This window comes from Streptomyces sp. NPDC093568 (assembly GCF_044764945.1).
In the GTDB taxonomy this organism is placed as follows: domain Bacteria; phylum Actinomycetota; class Actinomycetes; order Streptomycetales; family Streptomycetaceae; genus Streptomyces.
Genome location: NZ_JBIWJD010000001.1, coordinates 188,149 through 207,412, shown reverse-complemented (window position 1 = coordinate 207,412; position 19,264 = coordinate 188,149). Strand labels below are relative to the sequence as shown.

Genomic DNA, 19,264 nt, shown 5'->3' with positions numbered 1-19,264 from the left:
TTCTGAACCGCCCCGGCCGCAAGCTCTGCGGCATGACGACAACGCCTCACGAACTCGCGATCGCCGCCACCGGGCTGCGCAAGTCGTACGGGGACAAGACGGTCCTCGACGGCATCGACCTCCAGGTGCCCACGGGCACGGTCTTCTCCCTCCTCGGTCCGAACGGCGCCGGCAAGACCACGACGGTCAACATCCTGTCGACCCTGATCTCCGCCGACGGCGGGCAGGCGCGGATCGCCGGGCACGACGTCACGGCCGAGGCGCACGCGGTGCGGGCCGCCATCGGGGTCACCGGGCAGTTCTCCGCCGTGGACGGACTGATCACCGGCGAGGAGAACATGCTCCTGATGGCCGACCTGCACCACCTCTCCCGCGCGGAGGGCCGCAGGGTCACCGCCGGCCTCCTCGAACGCTTCGACCTCGTCGACGCCGCGAAGAAGCCCGCCTCCACCTACTCCGGCGGTATGAAGCGCCGCCTCGACATCGCCATGACGCTGGTCGGCGGCCCTCGGATCATCTTCCTGGACGAGCCGACCACCGGCCTCGACCCGCGCTCACGGCACAACATGTGGGGGATCATCCGCGAACTGGTCTCCGGCGGTACGACCGTCTTCCTCACGACGCAGTACCTGGAGGAGGCCGACCAGCTCGCCGACCGCATCGCCGTCCTCAACGGCGGCAGGCTCGTGGCCGAGGGCAGCGCCGAGGAGCTCAAGCGGCTCGTTCCCGGCGGGCATGTGCGGCTTCGGTTCTCCGACCCGGGGCTCTACGAGCGGGCGGCGACCGCGCTGCGCGAGGCCGGTCGCGACGACGAGGCACTCACCCTGCAGATCCCGAGCGACGGCAGCCAGCGCGAACTGCGCGCCATCCTCGACTGGCTGGACGCCGCCGGCATCGAGGCCGACGAGTTGTCCGTGCACACCCCGGACCTGGACGACGTCTTCTTCGCCCTGACCGGCAGCCCCGTACCCACCCAGCCCACCGGTTCCACCGGTTCCACTGGTTCCACCGGTTCCACTGGTTCCGCCGACAAGGAGACCGTCCGATGAGCACCGCCACCCACGCTGTCCGCGACAACCTCACCATGCTGCGGCGCAACATCCTGCACGCCCGCCGCTACCCCTCCCTCACCCTGAACCTGCTGCTCACGCCGGTCATCCTGCTGCTGCTCTTCGTCTATGTCTTCGGCAACGTGATGAGCGCCGGCATCAACGGCGGCACAGCGAACCGCGCCGACTACGTCGCCTACCTGGTCCCCGGCATCCTGATGATGACCATCGGCGGGATCGCGATCGGCACCGCGGTGTCCGTGGCGATGGACATGACCGAGGGCATCATGGCCCGGTTCCGCACCATGGCGATCTCCCGGGCCTCCGTGCTGATCGGCCATGTCGCGGGCAGCGTGATCCAGGCGCTGCTGGCCCTGACCGTGGTGCTGGGTGTCGGGCTGGCCATCGGCTTCCGGCCCGACGCCTCGCCGATCGAGTGGCTCGCGGCGGCGGGGCTGCTCACGCTCGTCAGCGTGGCGCTGATCTGGCTCGCGGTCGGGATGGGCCTGGCGTCCCCCAACGCCGAAGGGGCCAGCAACGCCGCCCAGCCGCTGATGATCCTGCCCCTCCTGGGCAGCGCCTTCGTACCGGTGGACGCCATGCCGGGCTGGTTCCGCTGGTTCGCCGAGTACCAGCCCTTCTCGCCCTTCATCGAGACCCTGCGCGGCCTGCTCATGGGCACCGAGATCGGCACCCGGAACGCCGTCCTCGCGCTCGTCTGGTGCCTGGCCCTGACCGTGCTCGGCTACTGGTGGTCCAAGGCGCAGTTCAGCCGTGAACCGCGCCAGTGAGCTCCCGCACCGCCGCGACCCGCAACTCATCGCGCCCCAGGGCGGCGTACCTCGACCTCGCGTCGGCGTACGCCGCCCGGTCGGCGTTCTCGGCCGCCTCCCGGGACCGGGCCGAGGAGAAGGTGGGGAAGTCCCGCACCACCGGCATCCGTTCCGCCAGCGCCAGCAGCCGTACGGCCGAGGCGTCTCCCCGGGCGAGCCCGACGAAGCCGAGGGCGAGCAGGACCGTGCCGTACACCGGCAGTTCCACCGGGGCCCCCTCACGGGGAGAAGCGGAGGAGCCGGGGGAACCGGAGGAGCCGGTCAGCATCCGAAGCAGCCGTTCCCGCAGGTGCTCGGCCAGATCGGCCACCGGCTCCAGCCGGCCGTGCTGGGCGTGCGCCGCCACCGCGGCCGACTGCATCCGCAGCACCCATGTGTCCAGGAAGGGATCGCCGACGGCGCGCAGGCTGCTGTCCCGCAGCCGCTCCACGCCCTGGCGCCACAGTCCGAGACCGACCTCGGTGAGTCCCCGGCCCAGCGCGATCTCCGCCCGGACCGGCAGGTCGGAGGTGTAGGTCTGGGCGTCCTCGGGCTTCGGGGTCGACGCGGCGAGCCGTAGCCAGTACTCCGCCTCGTCGACCTCGCCACGGTGCAGGCAGGCGAGGACCAGCCCCCAGTGGATGCCGCCCGAGTCCAACCAGTCGCCGAACTCGCCGAACGCGTCGAGCGCGGCCCGCAGGTGGTCGTACGCCTCCGCGCCCCGCTCGGACTGCAGGCACAGCTCGCTGACCCGGCCGTGCCCGAGCAGTTGCATCGTCGGATTGGCGAGCGGCGACAGCGCGTCGAGCATCCGCCGGGCACACTCCAGCGCCCGTTCCGTCTCGTGCTCGGACTCCCACACGTAGCTGGCGACTCCGGACGCGATGCCCGCGAGCATGGGCTCGTCGGCGTCGCAGAGTTCCTGCAGGCGCTCGTATCGCGGCGGACGTATGTCCGGGACGGCGCACAGCACGACGGCCATCGCCCGCACGAGGGTGTCCGGCCGGGCGGGCGGCAGCCGGCGCAGGGTGACGAGCTGGCGTACGGCGTGCGGGCCGAGGCCCATGAAGACGCTCGCCGCGCACACCGCCGCCGCGCTGCGGGCCGGTTCCACGTCCTCGGGGTTCTCGGGGCCGGGGAGGAAGTGGGACAGCGGGCCGGCGGTCTCGGCCGCCAGGCCCGCGAGCCGGGCGTAGTTGCTGCCCGTGGCCCACAACGACGACAGCACCGCCGTGACGGCGGCGGTGGTGGGACCGTCGGTGCGGGCGAGCGCGTGGCGCAGGGCGAGCACGAGGTTGTCCTGCTCGGCCCGGACGCGGTTCCAGGACGCCAGCGGTTCACCGCTGAACAGCACGTCGTGGTGGGCCCGGCCGAAGTCCCGTGCCCACAGGAGGAAGCGGTCGGTCAGCACCTCGTCCTCGCCGGCCTCGCCGCGCCGGGCGGCGCTGAACTCCCGCAGTGTCTCCAGCATGTGGAAGCGGACCCCGGAGGCGTCGTCGCCCACCTTGATCAGGGACTGGCCGGCCAGCTGCTCCAGCAGTTCGAGCGCGTCCCTGGTCTCGCCGAGCACGTACTCGGCCGCGTCCGCGGTGAAGCCGCCGGGGAACACCGACAGGGCGCGCAGGGCCGCCTGCCCGTCGGGCTCCAGCAGGTTCCAGCTCCACTCGACCACGGCCCGCAGCGTGCGATGCCGCTCGGGCGCGTCACGGGCGCCGCCGCGCAGCAGCGCGAACCGGTCCCGCAGGCGGCGCGAGATGTCGGCCACGGACAGCACCCGCACGCGGGCCGCCGCCAGTTCCACGGCGAGCGGCAGGCCGTCCAGGTGCCGGCAGACCTCGGCGACCTGGTCGGCGGGCAGTTCCACGCCGGGCCGCGCGGCCCGCGCCCGCTGCTCGAAGAGTTCGACCGAGGTGGCCAGGGACAGCTCCGGCAGGGCGTGCACGGACTCCGAGGTCAGCCCCAGCGGAGCCCGGCTGGTGGCCAGCACCCGCAGCTCCTTGGACCGCGACACCAGCGCCTGTACGAGGGCGGCGGCGCCGTCGATCACATGCTCGCAGTTGTCGAGCACCAGCAGGGCGGGGCCGGGACCCAGCGCGCCGAGGATGCCGGCGACCGCGTCCTTGTCCGCGCCGCCCGCGAACTGCGGGCCCTCCCCGGCGCCGACGGCCGAGGCCACCTCGGCGGCGACGTCGTCGTCGGCGGTGACACCGACCAGGCTCACGAAGTGCACCAGCGGCTGCTCGGCCGTCCGGCTCACCGCGTGGGACAGCCGCGTCTTGCCCAGCCCGCCGGGCCCCACGACCGTCACCACGCGTGCCGCGCGCAGCAGCCCGGCCACGGCGGCGACGTCGGTGTCCCGGCCGAGCAGCGGGTTCGGTTCGTGGGGGACGCCATGGCGGGCGGGCGGCGCGTCCGCGCGCAGCAACTCCTGGTGCACGGACCGCAGTCCGGGCCCGGGGTCGGCGCCGAGGTCGTCGCGCAGCGCGCGGCGATAGAGGTCGTACCGGCTCAGCGCCGCCGCCCGCCCGGCCGTGGCGGCCTCGCAGCGCAGCAGCTCGGCCAGCACCTCCTCGTCGCGCGGCAGCTCTCCGGCCAGCTCGGCCAGCGGTGCGGCGGCCTCTTCCTGGCGCCCCACACGGGCGAGGGCGAGCGCCCGGTAGCGGACCAGTGAACGGTGGGCCCGGGTGCGGTCGGCGCGCAGTGCCACCACGGGATCGTGCACGTCCTCCCCCGCGCCGGCGCCCGTGCCGCCGTCCCACAGCGCCAGGCCCGCCTCGGCCTGCGCCAGGGCGCCCGCGTGATCCCCCGCACGCGTCCGCTTGGCGCTCGCCGTCTCGTGCAGCAGCAGCGCGGACGCGTCGACCTGGGTCTCGTCCAGCGCCAGCCGGTACCCGGTCGGTGTGCTCACGATCAGATCGGCGCCCAGCTGCCCCCGGAGCCGTGACACCAGGACCTGCACCGCCTTGCCGGGCCGCTCCGGCAGCTCGTCCGACCACAGCCCTTCCACCAGCCGGCCCGTGCTGCAGCCGGTGCGCAGCTCCTGCGCGAGCAGCGCCAGCAGTCCGCGCAGCCGGGGCGCGGTGATCTCCCGGCCGTGCCAGGCGACTTGGGACAGCAGGGTCAACTCGGTCGTCACGCGTGCAGACTAGCCGCGTGGACAGGGTCGGCGCCGCATGCGCTAAGCTTGGATCACGAGCTGGTCGCCGCGACTCGGTGCGACTGGTGATGCGTTGGTGGTCCAAGGAAAGACGCCCCGCTTCCTGCGGGGAAATGCAGGTGCAAGGCCTGCCCGGCGCTCCATTACGAGCCCGTCCGTGCAATGCGCGGACGGGCTCGTCGCGTTGCCGGTCAGTCGTCGGGGGCTCCGGCGCCGCTGAGGGCCCGGACCGTCTTCTCCGGGTGGGCGAGGGAGCGGGCGGCGAGGCGGAACTGGCCTAGCTTGTCGACGATTGTCTGCCCGACCGGGGTGTGGCCCCAGACGCTGATGCCCTGGTGGGTGCTGGGTTCCCAGGTGGTCTCGTCGATGACGAGGGGGTTCCAGCCGACCTCCCACTCGAAGCCGGAGGGGGTGCGGGCGTAGTAGGAGAGCTCCTTGTCGTTGGTGTGCTGTCCGATGGACAGGGCCATGTCGAAGCCGAGTTCGTGGACCCGGTCGTAGCTGCGGGCGAGGTCGTCCAGGGTGGCCGCCTGGATGTTGAGGTGCTGGACGCGGGTGCGGACCGGGTCGATCGGCAGGCCCCGGACGGCGGCGACGGCGATGGAGTGGTGGCGTTCGTTGACGCGCAGGAAGCGGATCTTGAGCTTGACGCCGCTGATCGTCTCGTCGATGCAGTCGGTCAGGCGGGCGTCGAAGACGGTGCCGAAGTAGGCGCGCGTCAGGGCGGGTCTGGTGGAGGTGATCGCCACATGGCCCATGCCCGCGTCGCCCGTGACCCACCGGGACGCGAGCATCCGCAGCGGCTCGGGCGACAGGACGGGAGTGGTGTAGATCTCCTGGGTGATGCCCTTGGGGCCGGGGAAGCGCAGCAGGCGTTCGACGCCGCGCTGGGCCGCCTCCTCGGCGGTTCCCTCGGCGCACGGCACGCCCTGCGCCCGGACGCGGGCCTCGATCCGCTCGAAGGCGCTGTGGTCGTCGACGTGCCACCCGGTCGCGACGACGTCCTCGGCGGGCCCTCTGCGCAGCAGGAAGCGGCACTCCTGGTCGTCGAGGCGGAAGCGCGTCAGACCGGTGTCGAGGTCGTCGTGGTGCATGCCGATGGCGTCGGTGCCGAAGCGGCGCCAGTCGGTGAAGCGGTTGGTCTCGATGACGAGGTGGCCCAGGCGCACCGCGCCGAAGACGCTCGTGTTCGTCGGCCTCATCGACTTCATCGACGGCCTGCCAGGAAGTCGGCGCACAGCCGGTTGAACAGCTCGGCGCGCTCGAACTGCACCCAGTGCCCGGTGTTGGCGACCTCGTACAGGTCGCAGTTGGGCATGCGGTCGGCCAGCATGCGGCCGCCGGACGGGCGGTTCACCTTGTCGGCCGCACCCCACAGGACCAGGGTCGGCACGGGCAGCCGGGAGAGACGGCGGTCGCGGGTGAAGTCCGTTCGCCACAGCGTGCGCAGCGCGTTCGGGCCGGACGGCCGGCGCAGCGGCGGCGCCGCGATCACCTCCGGGTCGACGCTGGCCTGGTAGCGGGCGTCGATCACCGAGTCGGGGACGTCGGCGGCGTTGAAGACGAGATAGGTGCGGATGAACTTCTCCAGCTTCAGGCGCGAAGGGCCGCTGCCCGAGTAGTAGTTGAGGAGGCTGTTCAGGCCGGGTGTGGGCAGGGCGCGGGTGGTGCCGATGCCGCCGGGGCCCATCAGGACCATGCGGTCGACCCGGTCGGGGGTGTCCAGGGCGAGGCGCAGGGCGCAGGCGCCGCCGTAGGAGTTGCCGACCAGGTGGGCCTTGTCCAGGCCGAGTTCGTCGAGCAGGCCGCGGACGTGCGAGGCGAGGTACCCGAAGGGGTCGGTGCCGTCCACGCCCTTGCTGCTGCGGCCGTAGCCGGGCAGGTCGGGGACGATGACCCGGTGCCGCTCGGCCAGTTCGGCGATGTTGCGGGCGTAGTTGGAGACGCCGGAGGCGCCGGGGCCGCCGCCGTGCAGCAGCAGGACGGGCGGGCCGTCGCCGGTCTCGGCGACGAAGATCTTCCTGCCGAGGACGTCGAGCAGCGACTCCCGCATCGTCGGCGGGCCGGTGGGGTGCGTGTTCATGGGGTTCCCTGGGCGGTGGTGGAGGTGGTCGCACGTGCGGCGGGGGTGAATCCGGCCGGGGGCGAGGGAAGTTGCGCGCCGGCGGGGGCGGCCGCGTAGACGTAGGCGTCGGGGCGCAGGGCGAGGGTGGCGGCCCGGTGCTCGGCCAGCCAGGCCCGCAGTACGCCGTCGTGGTCGACGACGGCACCCTCCGCCGGACGTGAGCCGGGCGGCAGGACGGTCAGCGCGGGGACGCCGTGGCGCTCCCACTCGGGTTGCGGGGTGGGCGGTCCGCCGTGCAGGAGCAGCCAGCGGCCGCCGAGCGCGTCGTCCAGGCGGATGCGGGTGCCGTCCTGGCCGGTGACCCATGGCTGGGGGATCTGGCGGCCGGAGGCCCTGGTGCGGGGGCGGGCCTGGAGGCCGTCGGCGTAGTGGGCGACGGGGATCCAGTGGGAGTCCTGCAGCCGGCCGCCGAAGCCCGGTATCCGGGTCAGCAGCGGCAGCAGCGAGTCCCGGAGCCGGGTGACCGAGCGCCGCCGTTCGGTGATGATCCGGCCGACGAACACCGCCCTTCTGGTCACCTCCTTGACGTGCGGCTTGCGTTCCGCCTCGTAGGAGTCGAGCACCGACTCGGGCAGCTCGCCGCGCAGCACCGCGTCGAGCTTCCAGCACAGGTTGGCCACGTCGCGCACCCCGGCCGCCATGCCCTGCCCGATCCACGGCGGCATCGCGTGCGCGGCGTCGCCCGCGAGAAAGACCCGGCCCGTCCGGAAGCGGGCGGCGAAGCGCACGTGGTGGCTGTAGACGGTGGCGCGCAGGATCTCGATCTGGTCCCGGCCGATCCCGTACCGGGACACCATGGCGTGGATCGCCTCGTCGGTGGTCAGGTACGTCTCGTCGTCGCCCGGCAGGACCGGGAACTCCCAGCGGTGGTGGCCCAGCGGTGTCGGGCAGTCGACCGCGGGGCGGGCCGGGTCGCAGCGGAAGCGCAGCCGGTCGTGGTCCGGCCACGGCTTGAGCATCCTGGTGTCGACGACGACCCAGCGGTCCTCGTACGTCCGTCCCTCGTACCCCACGTTGAGCTGGGCGCGGGTGAGGCTGGAGCCGCCGTCGGCCGCGATGACGTACCGGGCGCGCAGCCGTCGTACGGAGTCGTCTGCGGTGCCCACCACCGTGAGCTCGACGCCGTCCGGGGACTGGCTCAGCCGCAGGCACTCGTGCCGCAGCCACACTTCCACGTTGGGGTAGCGGTCGACGCCGTCGCGCAGGACCTGTTCCAGCGCGGGCTGGTAGAGGAACATCTGCGGCGGATGGCCGTGGCCGCGCGGGGTGGGGTGCGCGCTGAGGAAGGCGCGGCCGCGGGCGTCGACGAAGTCGAGCGGTCGGTCGGCCAGCATGTCCTGCTTGAGCCGGTCGGCCAGTCCGACCCGCTGCCAGATCCGGATGACCTCCTCGTCGGTGGAGATCGCCCGCGCCCGGGAGTAGATCTCGGCGTCGCGCTCCAGCACGACGACTCTGAGTCCCGCGGCGCCCAGCAGGTTCGCGGCGGTCACCCCTGTGGGCCCGTATCCGATGACCGCCACGTCGTAGGGGGCGTCTCCGGCCCCCTCGTCGGTTCTTCTCCCGGCCCTGTTCGCACCCATCAGGCCACCTCACTGTCGTCCCTGTCGCGGCTCTTCGCGGATCTGCACGGCCTTGCGCTGCTCGGCGTTGCCTTGCACTGCTCTGCGCGGCCCTTGCTGTAGTGGTCACTCCAATTGGAACGGACGCTACGGTAAGCTCGGCGTCAGGACCGGTCAAGTGCCGGCACGACGGGAAGGGCAGCTCCCATGACCAGGCCTCCGACGGCGCGCAGAAAGCGTGCGAACGGCGTGGAGTCGCGGCAGCGCATCCTCGACGCCACCGTCGAGATCGCCGGCGAGCGCGGCTACGAGGGCACGTCGATCGCCGCGGTCAGTGCCAAGTGCGGGCTCCCGGCGAGCTCGATCTACTGGCACTTCGAGGACAAGGACGACCTGATCGCCGCGGTCATCGAGCGCGGCTTCGCGGCCTGGCTGAGGGCCGTCGAGCTGCCCGGCGACGAGAGCGCGCCGCCGCTGGAGCGGGTGCTGGCGTTGGCGGCGAACGTGGCGAATTCGCTGGTCGAGGCGCCGGACTTCCTGCGCCTCGGCCTGATGCTCGCCCTGGAGCGCAATCCCGCCGGGCCCCGGGGCCGGCAGGTCTTCCTCGACGTGCGCGACATCGCGCGGCGGCGGATCGCGGACATGTTCCGCACCCTGTTCCCGTCCCTGGACGAGGACGTCGTACGCACGCTCACGACGTACGCCATGGCCGGCGCGGACGGGCTGTTCGTGCACCGGGAGATCGCCGGGGACGGTGTCGACCTGGCGGCGATGTTCGAACTGCACGTGCGGCTCGTGTACGAGGCGGCCGTCCGCGCGGCGGCGAGGAGCCACGGACGAGCCCGCCCCGCCCCGGAGAAACGGGCACATCCCCTCCCCACGGAAAGGCGACAGACCCCACCATGACCACCGCACCCCGCCGGATCGACGTCCACCAGCACCTCGTCCCGCCCCTGTACCGCGACGCCCTGGCCAGGGCCGGCATCGTCGAGGCGGGCGGTCGTGCCGTGCCCGACTGGAGTCCCGAGGCGGCCCTGGAGCAGATGGACCTGCTGGGCACCGAGACGGCGATCCTGTCCCTGTCCACCCCCGGCACCGGCTTCCTCACCGAACCGGACGAGGCGGCGGACCTGGCCCGGCGGCTCAACGACTTCTCGGCCGGCCTCGCCGCCCGGCACCCCGCACGCCTCGGCTGGCTCGCCACCCTGCCCATGCCCGACGTCACCGCGTCCGCGCGGGAGGCCGAGCGCGCCCTCGCCGAACTGGGGGCCGACGGGGTCACCCTGCTCGCCAACAACCAGGGCGGCTATCTCGGCGCCGCGGGCCAGGACGCGCTGTGGCGGGTCCTCGACACGCACGGCGCCGTCGTGTTCGTCCACCCGGCCGAGCTCCCCGCGCCCGCCGTGGACGGCATCCCGCCGTTCGCCGCCGACTTCCTCCTCGACACGACCCGCGCCGCCTATCTGCTCGTGCGCAACGGCATCCCGGGCCGGTACCCGGACATCCGGTTCGTCCTCAGCCACGGCGGCGGCTTCGTGCCGTACGCCTCCCACCGCATGGCGGTCGCCATCGCCGCCGACACCGGACGCAGCCCCCGCGACGTCCTGGAGGACCTGCGCGGCTTCTACTTCGACACCGCGCTCTCCTCCAGTCCCGCCGCCCTGCCCACGCTCCTCGCCTTCGCCCGGCCCGGTCACGTCCTGTTCGGGAGCGATTGGCCGTTCGCGCCGGCCGCCGCGGGCCAGTACTTCGCGGGCGGACTCGACAGCGGCGTCGATCCCGGGACCCTCGCGGCGGTCAACCGCGCCAACGCCGAAGCGCTCTTCCCGCGCCTGGCCGGCAGCCCGCCGGCGCCCCCGTCGCCCCGTCCGCTCCCGGCGCGGCTGCGCCAGTCCGCGCAGCGCGCCGGAGCCCGGCTCTTCTTCAAGCTCGTCCAGCCCGGCACCGACTGAGGTGCGACGCCTACTCGTTCAGCTCGGCCCAGACCGTCTTGCCGCGCCGCGCCTGCCGGGTGCCCCACTGCGCGGCGAGCTGGGCGACCAGCAGGAGGCCACGACCGCCCTCGTCGAGGACGCGGGCCCGGCGCAGGTGCGGGGTGGTGCTGCCGGCGTCGGACACCTCGCACAGCAGGGAGCCGGCCTCGGCGCCGTCCGGACCGCCGTCGGGCTGGGGGCGGATCAGGCGCAGGCTGATCGGCGAACGGCCGTAGCGGATGGCGTTGGTGACGAGTTCGCTGACCACCAGTTCGGCGACGAAGCCGAGTTCCTCCAGTCCCCAGGCGGTCAGTTGCCGGGTGACGTCCGCGCGGGCCCGCGCGACGAACGCCGGGTCGGCCTCCACCTCCCAGGTGGCGACCCGGTCGGCCCCGAGCACACGGGTGCGGGCGAGGAGCAGCGCGATGTCGTCGTCGGGCCGCGCGGGCAGCAGCGCCCCCAGCACGGTGTCGCAGACCGCCTCCAGGGAGGGTGCCGGGCGGGCGAGGACCTGGCACAGCGTGCTCAGGCCCGCGTCGACGTCGTGGTCGCGGGTCTCGATCAGACCGTCGGTGCACAGCGCGATCAGGCTGCCCTCGGGCAGCTCGACCTCCACCGTCTCGAAGGGCAGCCCGCCCAGTCCGAGCGGCGGTCCGCTCGGCAGGTCAAGCAGCTCCGCCGTGCCGTCCACGACCACCACGGCCGGGGGCACATGGCCCGCGCGGGCCATGGTGCAGCGCCGGGACACGGGGTCGTAGACGGCGTACAGGCAGGTGGCACCGATGTCTCCGCCGACATCGGCGTCCGGGTCGGCGTCGGGGTCCGTGCACGCCTCGGTGAACAGCCGCAGGACGACGTCGTCCAGGTGGGTGAGGAGCTCGTCGGGCGGCAGATCCATGTCGGCGAGGGTGCGTACGGCGGTCCGCAGCCGGCCCATGGTGGCGGCGGCCCGGATGCCGTGGCCCACCACGTCGCCCACCACGAGAGCCACCCGCGCGCCGGACAGCGGGATGACGTCGTACCAGTCGCCGCCCACGCCGGCCTCGGAGCCGGCCGGCAGATAGCGGTAGGCGACGTCGACGGCCGACTGCTGCGGCGCCTGCCGCGGGAGCAGGCTGCGCTGGAGGGTGATGGCGGTGGCGCGCGCGTGGGTGTAGTGGCGGGCGTTGTCCACGGCGACGGCGGCCCTGGCGACGATCTCCTGGGCGAGCAGCAGGTCCTCGTCGTCGTAGCGCGCGGCGCTGCCGTACCGGTGGAACTCGGCGACGCCCAGGGTGGTGCCCCGGGCGCGCAGCGGCACGACGAGCGTCGAATTGGCTCGCGGGCCGGCGGACTGCGCGTCGTGCTCCTGCCTGCTGGGCCGCCCGCTGCCCAGGGCGTCCGCGCACGCCGATCCCTCCGGACAGCTGTGCAGTTGCTGGGGCTCGATCGCCGGTGCCGGTCCGATACCGGCCGCCGGACCCTGGGCCATCCGGCGCAGCATCAGCGGGCCCTCCGCCGCGGCGTCCCGGCCGCGGAGCGCGGTGTCCAGCAGGTCGACGGTGACGAGGTCGGCGAAGTGCTCGGTGGCGAAGTCCGCCAGCTCCTGTGTGGTGCGGGCGATGTCCAAGGTGGTCCCGATGCGCATGCTGGCCTCGTTGATCATCGCCGACCGCCACTCCAGCCGCCGGTCCCGCTCCTCCTGGAACGCCTCGACACCCTGCTCCGACACCCGGTCCACGTACGTGGTCGACATCGCCACCAGCTCCCGCGCCGCCGCGCTGACCTGCTCGGCGTCGTCGCTCAGCCGGAGGATCTCCACGAGCAGCCGGTCGTTGACGATGCCCTGCGCCAGCCGGAACGCACGCAGCGTCACACTCATGGGCGCGCCGCGCCGGGCCAGTGCCCGGACGCGCTCCGCATCCTGGGGCGGCGGCTCGATCCGCTCGTAAGGGATGGCGTGCCGAAGCCCGTACAGGGCGGCCTCGATGTGATCGGCGACGTTCTCGGAGGCTATCCGGGCCACATCCGGGTCCTCCCACAGCAGCGGCAGTTCGCGCCGCAGGCTCCGTTCCACGTCGGCGGCGAGCTCGTCCGATCGCACAGCGAGCTCTTGCGCCGCGCGCGACAGAAGACGGCCGGCCGTGGGCTCCACACTCACGACGGTACGCCGGTCGCGCGCACGGCTCAGGGCGGACGGGCCGACGGGCGCCGAACCCCGTCAGCCGCCGCCGCGCAGCACCCGGGACAGTCCCAGCGCCGCCGTCCGCACGGCGGGCGCCAACTGGGCGGGGCTGAACCGAGAACGCGGCACCGCCACCGAGAGGGCGGCGACCGTGGTGCCGCCCGCGAAGACGGGCGCCGCGATGCAGCTCACGCCGAGCGCGGCCTCCTGCTCCTCGTAGGCGAGGCCCGAGACCCGGGTCTTCTCCAGGGCCATGCGCAGCCGGTCCGGGTCGGTGATCGAGTGGGGCGTGAGGCTCTCCAGGGGCCGGGACAGGACCTCCTCGGTCAGTTCGGCGCCGGAGAACGCGAGCAGGGCCTTGCCGACGCCGGTGCAGGTCAGCGGCAGGCTGCCGCCGATGCGGGAGGGCAGTTGGAGGGCCTCGTGACCGTGGATGCGCTCCAGGTAGACCACCTCCATGCCGTCGCGGACGCCGAGGTGGACGGTCTCGCGAGTGGCCTCGAACAGGTCCTGGAGGAACGGCAGCGCCGCCTCGCGCAGATCGAGCCGGTGCGGCACCAGCGAGCCGAGCTCGAACAGCTTCGCCCCGAGCCGGTACCGGTTGCCCGAGCGTTCCAGCCAGCCGAGGCGGACCAGGTCCGCCGCCAGCCGGTGCACGGTGGGCTTGGGCAGGCCGGTGCGCGCAGAGAGTTCCGACAGGCGGTACGGGCCGCCGCTCGGGCTGAAGCTGTCCAGGATGACCGCGGCTTTCTCCAGCATGCTGCCGCTCGTGTTGTTCCGTGCCACGGAACAAAGGTTGGTCGAACGTTGTGGCCCTGTCTATACCGGTGAGGCGATCGCCGCATGTCGCATCCCGCACCCTGGAGGTATCCCGTGTCGACCCCACCCGAAGGCACTCGCCCAGGCGTCCGCCCCGGCGCCGCGTGGCCGGACGCCGCCCCGCCACCGGCCGTCGTCAAGGCCGCCGACCTGCTCGCGGAGGCCGCCCGCACCGGGACCGCGTGTCCTCCGGTGCGCGAGTTGTTCGACGACGGCGGCGACCTGGAGACCGCCTACGCCGTACAGCGGCTGGGCGTCCGGCGCGGCCTGGACGCCGGCCGCCGGATCGTGGGCCGCAAGGTCGGCCTGACCTCCGTGGCCGTACAGCGCCAACTCGGCGTGGACCGGCCCGACTTCGGCGCCCTGTTCGCGGACATGGCCGTGCCGGACGGCGGCGAGGTGCCCGCCGGCCGGCTGCTCCAGCCGAAGGTGGAGGCCGAGGTGGCGCTCGTGCTCGGGCGGGACCTGCCGCACCGCGCCTGCACGGTCGTCGATGTGCTGCGGGCGGTCGACTTCGCGCTGCCCGCGCTGGAGATCGTCGACAGCCGGGTGCGGGGCTGGGACATCTCCCTGGTCGACACGGTCGCCGACAACGCCTCGTGCGGCCTGTACGTCCTGGGCGCGACCCCCGTCCCGCTCACCGCCGTCGATCTGCGGACCGTGACGATGACCATGACGCGGGGCGGCGGGACCGTCTCCGAGGGCACCGGTGCCGACTGTCTGGGCGGTCCGCTGAACGCGGCCGTGTGGCTGGCGTCCGCGCTCGCCGAGCGGGGCGATCCGTTGCGCGCGGGCGACCTGGTGCTGACCGGCGCGCTCGGTCCGATGGCGCCCGCCTCGGCAGGGGATGTGTTCGAGGCACATATCTCCGGGCTGGGCTCTGTGCGGGTCGGCTTCGCACAGGACGGGGGCGAGCTGTGAGCACCAAGGTCGCCGTCATCGGCTCCGGCAACATCGGAACCGACCTCATGATCAAGATCCTGCGGCTGTCGGAGACGCTGGAGATCGCCGCCGTGGCCGGCATCGATCCGGCCTCCGACGGCCTGGCACGCGCCCGCCGGCTGAAGGTCGCCACGACCCACGAGGGCGTCGAAGGGCTGGTCGCGCTGGACGAGTTCGCCGACGTGGAGATCGTCTTCGACGCGACCTCGGCCGGCGCCCACCGCCACCACGACGCGGTGCTGCGCCCGCTGGGCCGCGCGCTGGTCGACCTCACCCCGGCCGCCCTCGGACCGTACGTCGTCCCGCCGGTCAACGGCGACGCCCATCTCGACGCCCCCAACGTCAACATGGTCACCTGCGGCGGCCAGGCCACCATCCCGATCGTGGCCGCGGTGGGCGCCGTCACGCCCGTCCACTACGGCGAGATCGTCGCGTCCATCGCCTCCCGCTCCGCCGGACCGGGCACCCGCGCCAACATCGACGAGTTCACCGAGACCACGTCCGCCGCGGTCGAGCGGGTCGGCGGTGCCGCGCGCGGCAAGGCGATCATCGTCCTCAACCCGGCCGAACCCCCGCTGATCATGCGGGACACCGTGCACTGCCTGGTCTCCGACTGCGCGACCGAGGCGGTCACGGCGGCGGTCGAGGAGATGGTGGGGCGGGTCCAGGCGTACGTCCCCGGCTACCGCCTCAAGCAGAAGGTGCAGTTCGAACGGGTGCCGTCGGACGATCCGCTGCGGGCCCTGGCCGCCGGCGCGGGTGACGCCCTGAAGGGCTCCGTCTTCCTGAAGGTCTCCGTCTTCCTGGAGGTCGAGGGCGCCGCGCACTACCTCCCGGCGTACGCCGGGAACCTCGACATCATGACCTCGGCCGCGCTGCGCACCGCGGAACGCATGGCCGCCGCCCGCGCCCCGCAGGAGGCCTCCCGATGACCCGTCTCTACGTCCAGGACGTGACCCTGCGGGACGGCATGCACGCCGTCCGGCACCGCTACACCGTCGACCAGGCCCGTGCCGTCGCCGCCGCGCTGGACGCCGCCGGGGTCGCCGCGATCGAGATCGCGCACGGCGACGGCCTGGCGGGCTCCAGCATCAACTACGGCGTCGGCGCGCACACCGACTGGGAGTGGATCGAGGCGGTGGTCGACGCCACCCGGCACGCGGTGCCCACGACCCTGCTGCTGCCCGGCATCGGCACCCTGCACGACCTGCGGCAGGCACACGCCCTGGGCGTCCGCTCGGTGCGCGTCGCCACACACTGCACCGAGGCCGACATAGCGGCCCAGCACATATCCGCGGCCCGGGACATGGGGATGGACGTCGCCGGGTTCCTGATGATGTCCCACCTGGCCGAGCCCGCCGAACTGGCCCGTCAGGCCAAGCTGATGGAGTCCTACGGCGCCCATTGCGTGTACGTCACCGACTCCGGCGGCCGCCTCACCATGGACGGCGTCCGCGACCGCTTCCGCGCCTACCGCGACGTCCTGGACCCCGCCACCGAGCTCGGCATCCACGCCCACCACAACCTCGCCCTGGGCGTGGCCAACACGGTCGTCGCCGTCGAGAGCGGAGCGGTTCGTGTGGACGCCTCGCTCGCCGGGCAGGGCGCGGGGGCCGGCAACTGTCCCCTCGAAGCGTTCGTGGCGGTCGCCGATCTCATGGGCTGGGACCACATGTGCGACCTGTTCCCCCTGATGGACGCGGCCGACGATCTCGTACGACCGCTGCAGGACCGTGAGGTCCGGGTGGACCGCGAGACCCTCAGCCTCGGCTACGCGGGCGTGTACTCCAGCTTCCTGCGCCACGCGGAGACGGCCGCGGCCCGCTACGGGCTGGACACCCGCGGCATCCTCGTGGAGGTGGGGCGCCGGCGGATGGTCGGCGGGCAGGAGGACATGATCACGGACGTCGCGCTGGACCTGGCCGCCCGTGCGCGGGCCGCGTCCTGACCGCGACGCACCGCGCCGCGCCCCTTCGACGGGAGGGGCGCGGCGGGCGGTGTTCGGTGCCGGTGTCGACGCAGGTGCCGGTGTGGGTGTCGGTACCGGTGTGGGTGTCGACGCAGGTGTCGACTGCCGTCACGCCTTCGACAGGGTGATGTTCTTCTTCGCCACCGCGTGGAAGCGGGGCATGGGCAGGCCGCCCAGGCCTTCGACGGGGAAGAGCTCCACGATGGTGGCCTCGACGTCCGCCTTGCCGTGCTCGAGGGTGGCCGGGGAGGGCAGGCTCTTGTTCTGCCAGCGGTGCTTCTTGCCGTCGCACTCGGCGAGGGTGCCGCCGATGGAGTACCGGTTGGCGGACGCCTGCTGGCCGACGGAGGCGCTCACGAACGTGGGGCCCTTGCTGTCGCGGCAGGTGTAGGTGCCGGAGACGGTGACGGTGCCGTCCTCGGCCAGCGGGACCTTGCTGTCGACGGTCACGGTCTCCTCGGGCGCCGCTTTGGCGTCGGAGTCGGCGGGCGCCGAGGGCGCGGCGACCAGCAGGAGCAGAGCGGCGCCGACGGCGGTGGCGAGAGCGGGGCGCAGGGGCATGGGAAGACCTCCCGGGTGAGCGGAGTGGGGCCTTCCACTGGTACCCGGCCGATGCGCCCGGGGACGTGATCGTCACCCCTTCGGTGGCGAGTCCGACCCGAGCTTCGTGGATCGGTCAGAGAGTTGTCCGCGTGTTGTCACGGTTCACGGCGGGCCGTTCCGATGAGTTCGCAACGGGCGCATGGTCTACCCATATGGACGACCCACACGGCTCGTCCGCCCTATGTGGAGGTGCGCCATGTGTTCCCACCAGCCTTCGTGCCCTTCCTCCGACGCCCGCAGCAGCGCCCATGTGGTGGCCGCACATCCCGAGCAGGGCTGGAGCCTGCTGTGCGACGGGGCCATCGTCTTCGACGACAGCGGTGAGCTGCTGCCCGACGGCCGCGTGGTCGCACCGCACCGCGTACCGAACGAGCGCCTCGCGATGGCGGCCTGAGCAGGACCCCGACGGACGCACAGGTCTACGGCAGCACGGCGAACCCGTCGAGCTCCACCATCGCCTCCTCGTCCCAGAGGCGCACGACCTCGACGACCGCCATCGCCGGGTAGTCCCGGCCCGCCAACCGCCGCCACACACGCCCGAGTTCGGCGGCCTGGGTGCGATACGCCGCGACGTCGGTCGCGTAGACGGTCACCCGGGCCAGGTCGGCCGGTGTTCCGCCGGTCGCCGCCAGCGCGGCCAGCAGGTTGGTGAGCGCCCGCTCGAACTGCTCGCGCAGCGTCCCCCCGACCACCTTGCCGTCGGCGTCGAGCGCGGTCTGCCCGGCCAGGAAGACGACGCGGGAGCCGGTGGCGACGACCGCGTGGGAGAAGCCGGTGGGCGGGGACAGGTCGGACGGGTTGACGCGCTCGGTGCTCACTGGCCGGCCTCCTTGCCCTTGTCCCTGTCCCTGTCCCTGCCCCTGTCCCTGTCCCTGTCCCTGTCCCTGTCCCTGTCCTTGACCTTGTCCTTACCCCTGTCTTTGTACAACTCCTTGGCGATGATGCCGCGTTGGACCTCGCTGGCGCCCTCGTAGATGCGCGGGGCGCGCACCTCTCGGTAGAGGTGTTCGAGCAGGTGGCCGCGGCGCAGGGCACGCGCACCGTGCAACTGGACCGCCGCGTCGACGACATGCTGTGCGGTCTCCGTGGCCAGCAGCTTCGCCATCGCGGCGCGCTTCGGGACGTCCGGGGCCTGCTCGTCGTGCGCCGTCGCCGCCGCGTACACCATGAGACGCGCCGCCTCGGTGCGCAGGGCCATCTCGGCGACCTGGTGCGCGACGGCCTGCAGGTCCTTCAACCTGCCGCCGAACGCCTCCCGTCCGGCGGTGTGGGCGAGGGTGGCGTCCAGGGCCGCCTGGGCCATGCCGACGGCGAAGGCGCCGACGCTCGGCCGGAAGAGGTTGAGGGTGCCCATGGCGACCCGGAACCCGCGGTCGGGCTCGCCGAGCACGTCGTCGGCGGTGACGGGCACGGCGTCGAAGGTGAGGGCGCCGATGGGGTGCGGCGACAACATGTCGAGGGCGTCTCCCGTGAGGCCGGGGCGGTCGGCCGGCACCAGGAAGGCGGTGACGCCGCGGGAGCCGGCGCCGGGTGTGGTGCGGGCGAACACCGTGTAGAAGTCGGCCTCGGGGGCGTTGGAGATCCAGCACTTCTCGCCGGTGAGCCGCCAGCGGGCGGGGCCGTCGCGGTCCGCGGCGAGCGAAGGGGCCGGCGCCGGTGCGGATCGGTCCGGCCGGGAGGTGTCCCGCTCCGCGCGCAGCTCCAGCGCCGCCGCGTCCGACCCGGCCCCCGGCTCGCTCAGCGCGAACGCCGCCACCGCGCTGCCGTCCGCCACGCGGGGCAGCCAACGCTCCCGCTGGGCCGGATTGCCGTGGGCGTGCACGGGGTGCGCGCCGAGGCCCTGCAGGGCGAGCGCGGTCTCGGCCTCCGTGCAGCCGTAGGCGAGGGACTCCCGCATCAGGCACAGCTCGAGCGCTCCGGAGGTGAAGAGCCGCTCCAGCAGGCCCAGGCGCCCGAGCTCGGCGACGAGTGGGCGGTTGACGTGCCCCGGTTCGCCCTTCTCGGCGAGCGGGCGCAACTGGTCGGCGGCCAGTGCGCGCAGTTCGGCACACCATGCGGTCTGTGGCGGATCGAGCGAGAATGCGGGCACTGC

Annotated in this window: 17 protein-coding genes; 8 read left to right on the top strand and 9 right to left on the bottom strand. The window is 73.2% G+C overall.

Going from position 1 to position 19,264, the window contains the following annotated elements; genetic code table 11:
* Nucleotides 1-32 precede the first annotated feature (32 nt).
* Complete coding sequence (locus ACIRD7_RS00890) at nt 33-1,049, top strand: ATP-binding cassette domain-containing protein (protein WP_403447919.1); 1,017 nt, start codon at nt 33-35, stop codon at nt 1,047-1,049.
* Complete coding sequence (locus ACIRD7_RS00885; RefSeq protein ID WP_403447917.1) at nt 1,046-1,840, top strand: ABC transporter permease; 795 nt, start codon at nt 1,046-1,048, stop codon at nt 1,838-1,840. Before ACIRD7_RS00890 ends, ACIRD7_RS00885 begins: the two co-directional genes overlap by 4 nt.
* Here the strand turns inward: ACIRD7_RS00885 and ACIRD7_RS00880 are convergent.
* The 4 genes from ACIRD7_RS00880 to ACIRD7_RS00865 all read right to left on the bottom strand — a co-directional run bounded on the left by ACIRD7_RS00880 (nt 1,818) and on the right by ACIRD7_RS00865 (nt 8,723).
* The gene (locus tag ACIRD7_RS00880) at nt 1,818-4,997 is read right to left on the bottom strand and encodes an ATP-binding protein (protein WP_403447915.1); all 3,180 of its coding nucleotides are present in this window, start codon (nt 4,995-4,997) and stop codon (nt 1,818-1,820) included. The two genes, ACIRD7_RS00885 and ACIRD7_RS00880, sit on opposite strands and share 23 nt — an antisense overlap.
* A 212-nt stretch (nt 4,998-5,209) precedes the next feature.
* Nucleotides 5,210-6,220: a VOC family protein gene (locus ACIRD7_RS00875; protein WP_403447913.1), complete on the bottom strand. Its 1,011-nt coding sequence runs from the start codon at nt 6,218-6,220 to the stop codon at nt 5,210-5,212.
* 5 nt (nt 6,221-6,225) lie between these two features.
* Entirely contained in the window at nt 6,226-7,101 is an 876-nt protein-coding gene (locus ACIRD7_RS00870; RefSeq protein ID WP_403447911.1) for an alpha/beta fold hydrolase, read from the bottom strand.
* Nucleotides 7,098-8,723 (bottom strand): bifunctional 3-(3-hydroxy-phenyl)propionate/3-hydroxycinnamic acid hydroxylase, encoded by a 1,626-nt coding sequence (locus ACIRD7_RS00865; protein WP_403447909.1) that lies wholly within the window; start codon nt 8,721-8,723, stop codon nt 7,098-7,100. The genes ACIRD7_RS00870 and ACIRD7_RS00865 overlap by 4 nt, the downstream gene beginning before the upstream one ends.
* A gap of 186 nt (nt 8,724-8,909) precedes the next feature.
* Between ACIRD7_RS00865 and ACIRD7_RS00860 the strand changes: the two genes are divergently transcribed.
* Both ACIRD7_RS00860 and ACIRD7_RS00855 read left to right on the top strand, forming a co-directional pair.
* The gene (locus ACIRD7_RS00860) at nt 8,910-9,608 is read left to right on the top strand and encodes a TetR/AcrR family transcriptional regulator (RefSeq protein WP_403447908.1); all 699 of its coding nucleotides are present in this window, start codon (nt 8,910-8,912) and stop codon (nt 9,606-9,608) included.
* The gene (locus tag ACIRD7_RS00855; RefSeq protein ID WP_403447907.1) at nt 9,605-10,654 is read left to right on the top strand and encodes an amidohydrolase family protein; all 1,050 of its coding nucleotides are present in this window, start codon (nt 9,605-9,607) and stop codon (nt 10,652-10,654) included. Before ACIRD7_RS00860 ends, ACIRD7_RS00855 begins: the two co-directional genes overlap by 4 nt.
* A 10-nt stretch (nt 10,655-10,664) precedes the next feature.
* On the opposite strand, the gene ACIRD7_RS00850 is transcribed toward ACIRD7_RS00855, so the two are convergent.
* Nucleotides 10,665-12,758: a SpoIIE family protein phosphatase gene (locus tag ACIRD7_RS00850; RefSeq protein WP_403447905.1), complete on the bottom strand. Its 2,094-nt coding sequence runs from the start codon at nt 12,756-12,758 to the stop codon at nt 10,665-10,667.
* 117 nt (nt 12,759-12,875) lie between these two features.
* Nucleotides 12,876-13,598: an IclR family transcriptional regulator gene (locus ACIRD7_RS00845; RefSeq protein ID WP_403451592.1), complete on the bottom strand. Its 723-nt coding sequence runs from the start codon at nt 13,596-13,598 to the stop codon at nt 12,876-12,878.
* A gap of 210 nt (nt 13,599-13,808) precedes the next feature.
* On the opposite strand from ACIRD7_RS00845, the gene ACIRD7_RS00840 reads away from it, so the two are divergent.
* From ACIRD7_RS00840 to dmpG, 3 genes are read left to right on the top strand one after another with little or no spacing between them, the layout of a single operon-like run.
* Entirely contained in the window at nt 13,809-14,579 is a 771-nt protein-coding gene (locus ACIRD7_RS00840) for a 2-keto-4-pentenoate hydratase (protein ID WP_403451590.1), read from the top strand.
* Complete coding sequence (locus ACIRD7_RS00835) at nt 14,576-15,532, top strand: acetaldehyde dehydrogenase (acetylating) (RefSeq protein ID WP_403447903.1); 957 nt, start codon at nt 14,576-14,578, stop codon at nt 15,530-15,532. Before ACIRD7_RS00840 ends, ACIRD7_RS00835 begins: the two co-directional genes overlap by 4 nt.
* Nucleotides 15,529-16,548, top strand: a complete 1,020-nt coding sequence (dmpG, locus tag ACIRD7_RS00830; RefSeq protein WP_403447902.1) for a 4-hydroxy-2-oxovalerate aldolase — start codon at nt 15,529-15,531, stop codon at nt 16,546-16,548. Before ACIRD7_RS00835 ends, dmpG begins: the two co-directional genes overlap by 4 nt.
* Nucleotides 16,549-16,677: 129 nt before the next feature.
* Here the strand turns inward: dmpG and ACIRD7_RS00825 are convergent, their stop codons facing one another.
* Entirely contained in the window at nt 16,678-17,130 is a 453-nt protein-coding gene (locus ACIRD7_RS00825; protein WP_403447900.1) for a DUF6299 family protein, read from the bottom strand.
* A 238-nt stretch (nt 17,131-17,368) separates the two neighbouring features.
* Here ACIRD7_RS00825 and ACIRD7_RS00820 point away from each other — a divergent pair, with 238 nt between their 5' ends.
* A complete protein-coding gene (locus tag ACIRD7_RS00820; RefSeq protein WP_403447899.1) occupies nt 17,369-17,566 on the top strand; it encodes a DUF5999 family protein in 198 nt (65 codons plus the stop codon).
* A gap of 25 nt (nt 17,567-17,591) precedes the next feature.
* Here the strand turns inward: ACIRD7_RS00820 and ACIRD7_RS00815 are convergent, their stop codons facing one another.
* The gene (locus ACIRD7_RS00815; protein WP_403447897.1) at nt 17,592-17,990 is read right to left on the bottom strand and encodes a RidA family protein; all 399 of its coding nucleotides are present in this window, start codon (nt 17,988-17,990) and stop codon (nt 17,592-17,594) included.
* Nucleotides 17,987-19,261 (bottom strand): acyl-CoA dehydrogenase family protein, encoded by a 1,275-nt coding sequence (locus tag ACIRD7_RS00810; protein WP_403447895.1) that lies wholly within the window; start codon nt 19,259-19,261, stop codon nt 17,987-17,989. Before ACIRD7_RS00810 ends, ACIRD7_RS00815 begins: the two co-directional genes overlap by 4 nt.
* Nucleotides 19,262-19,264 lie beyond the last annotated feature (3 nt).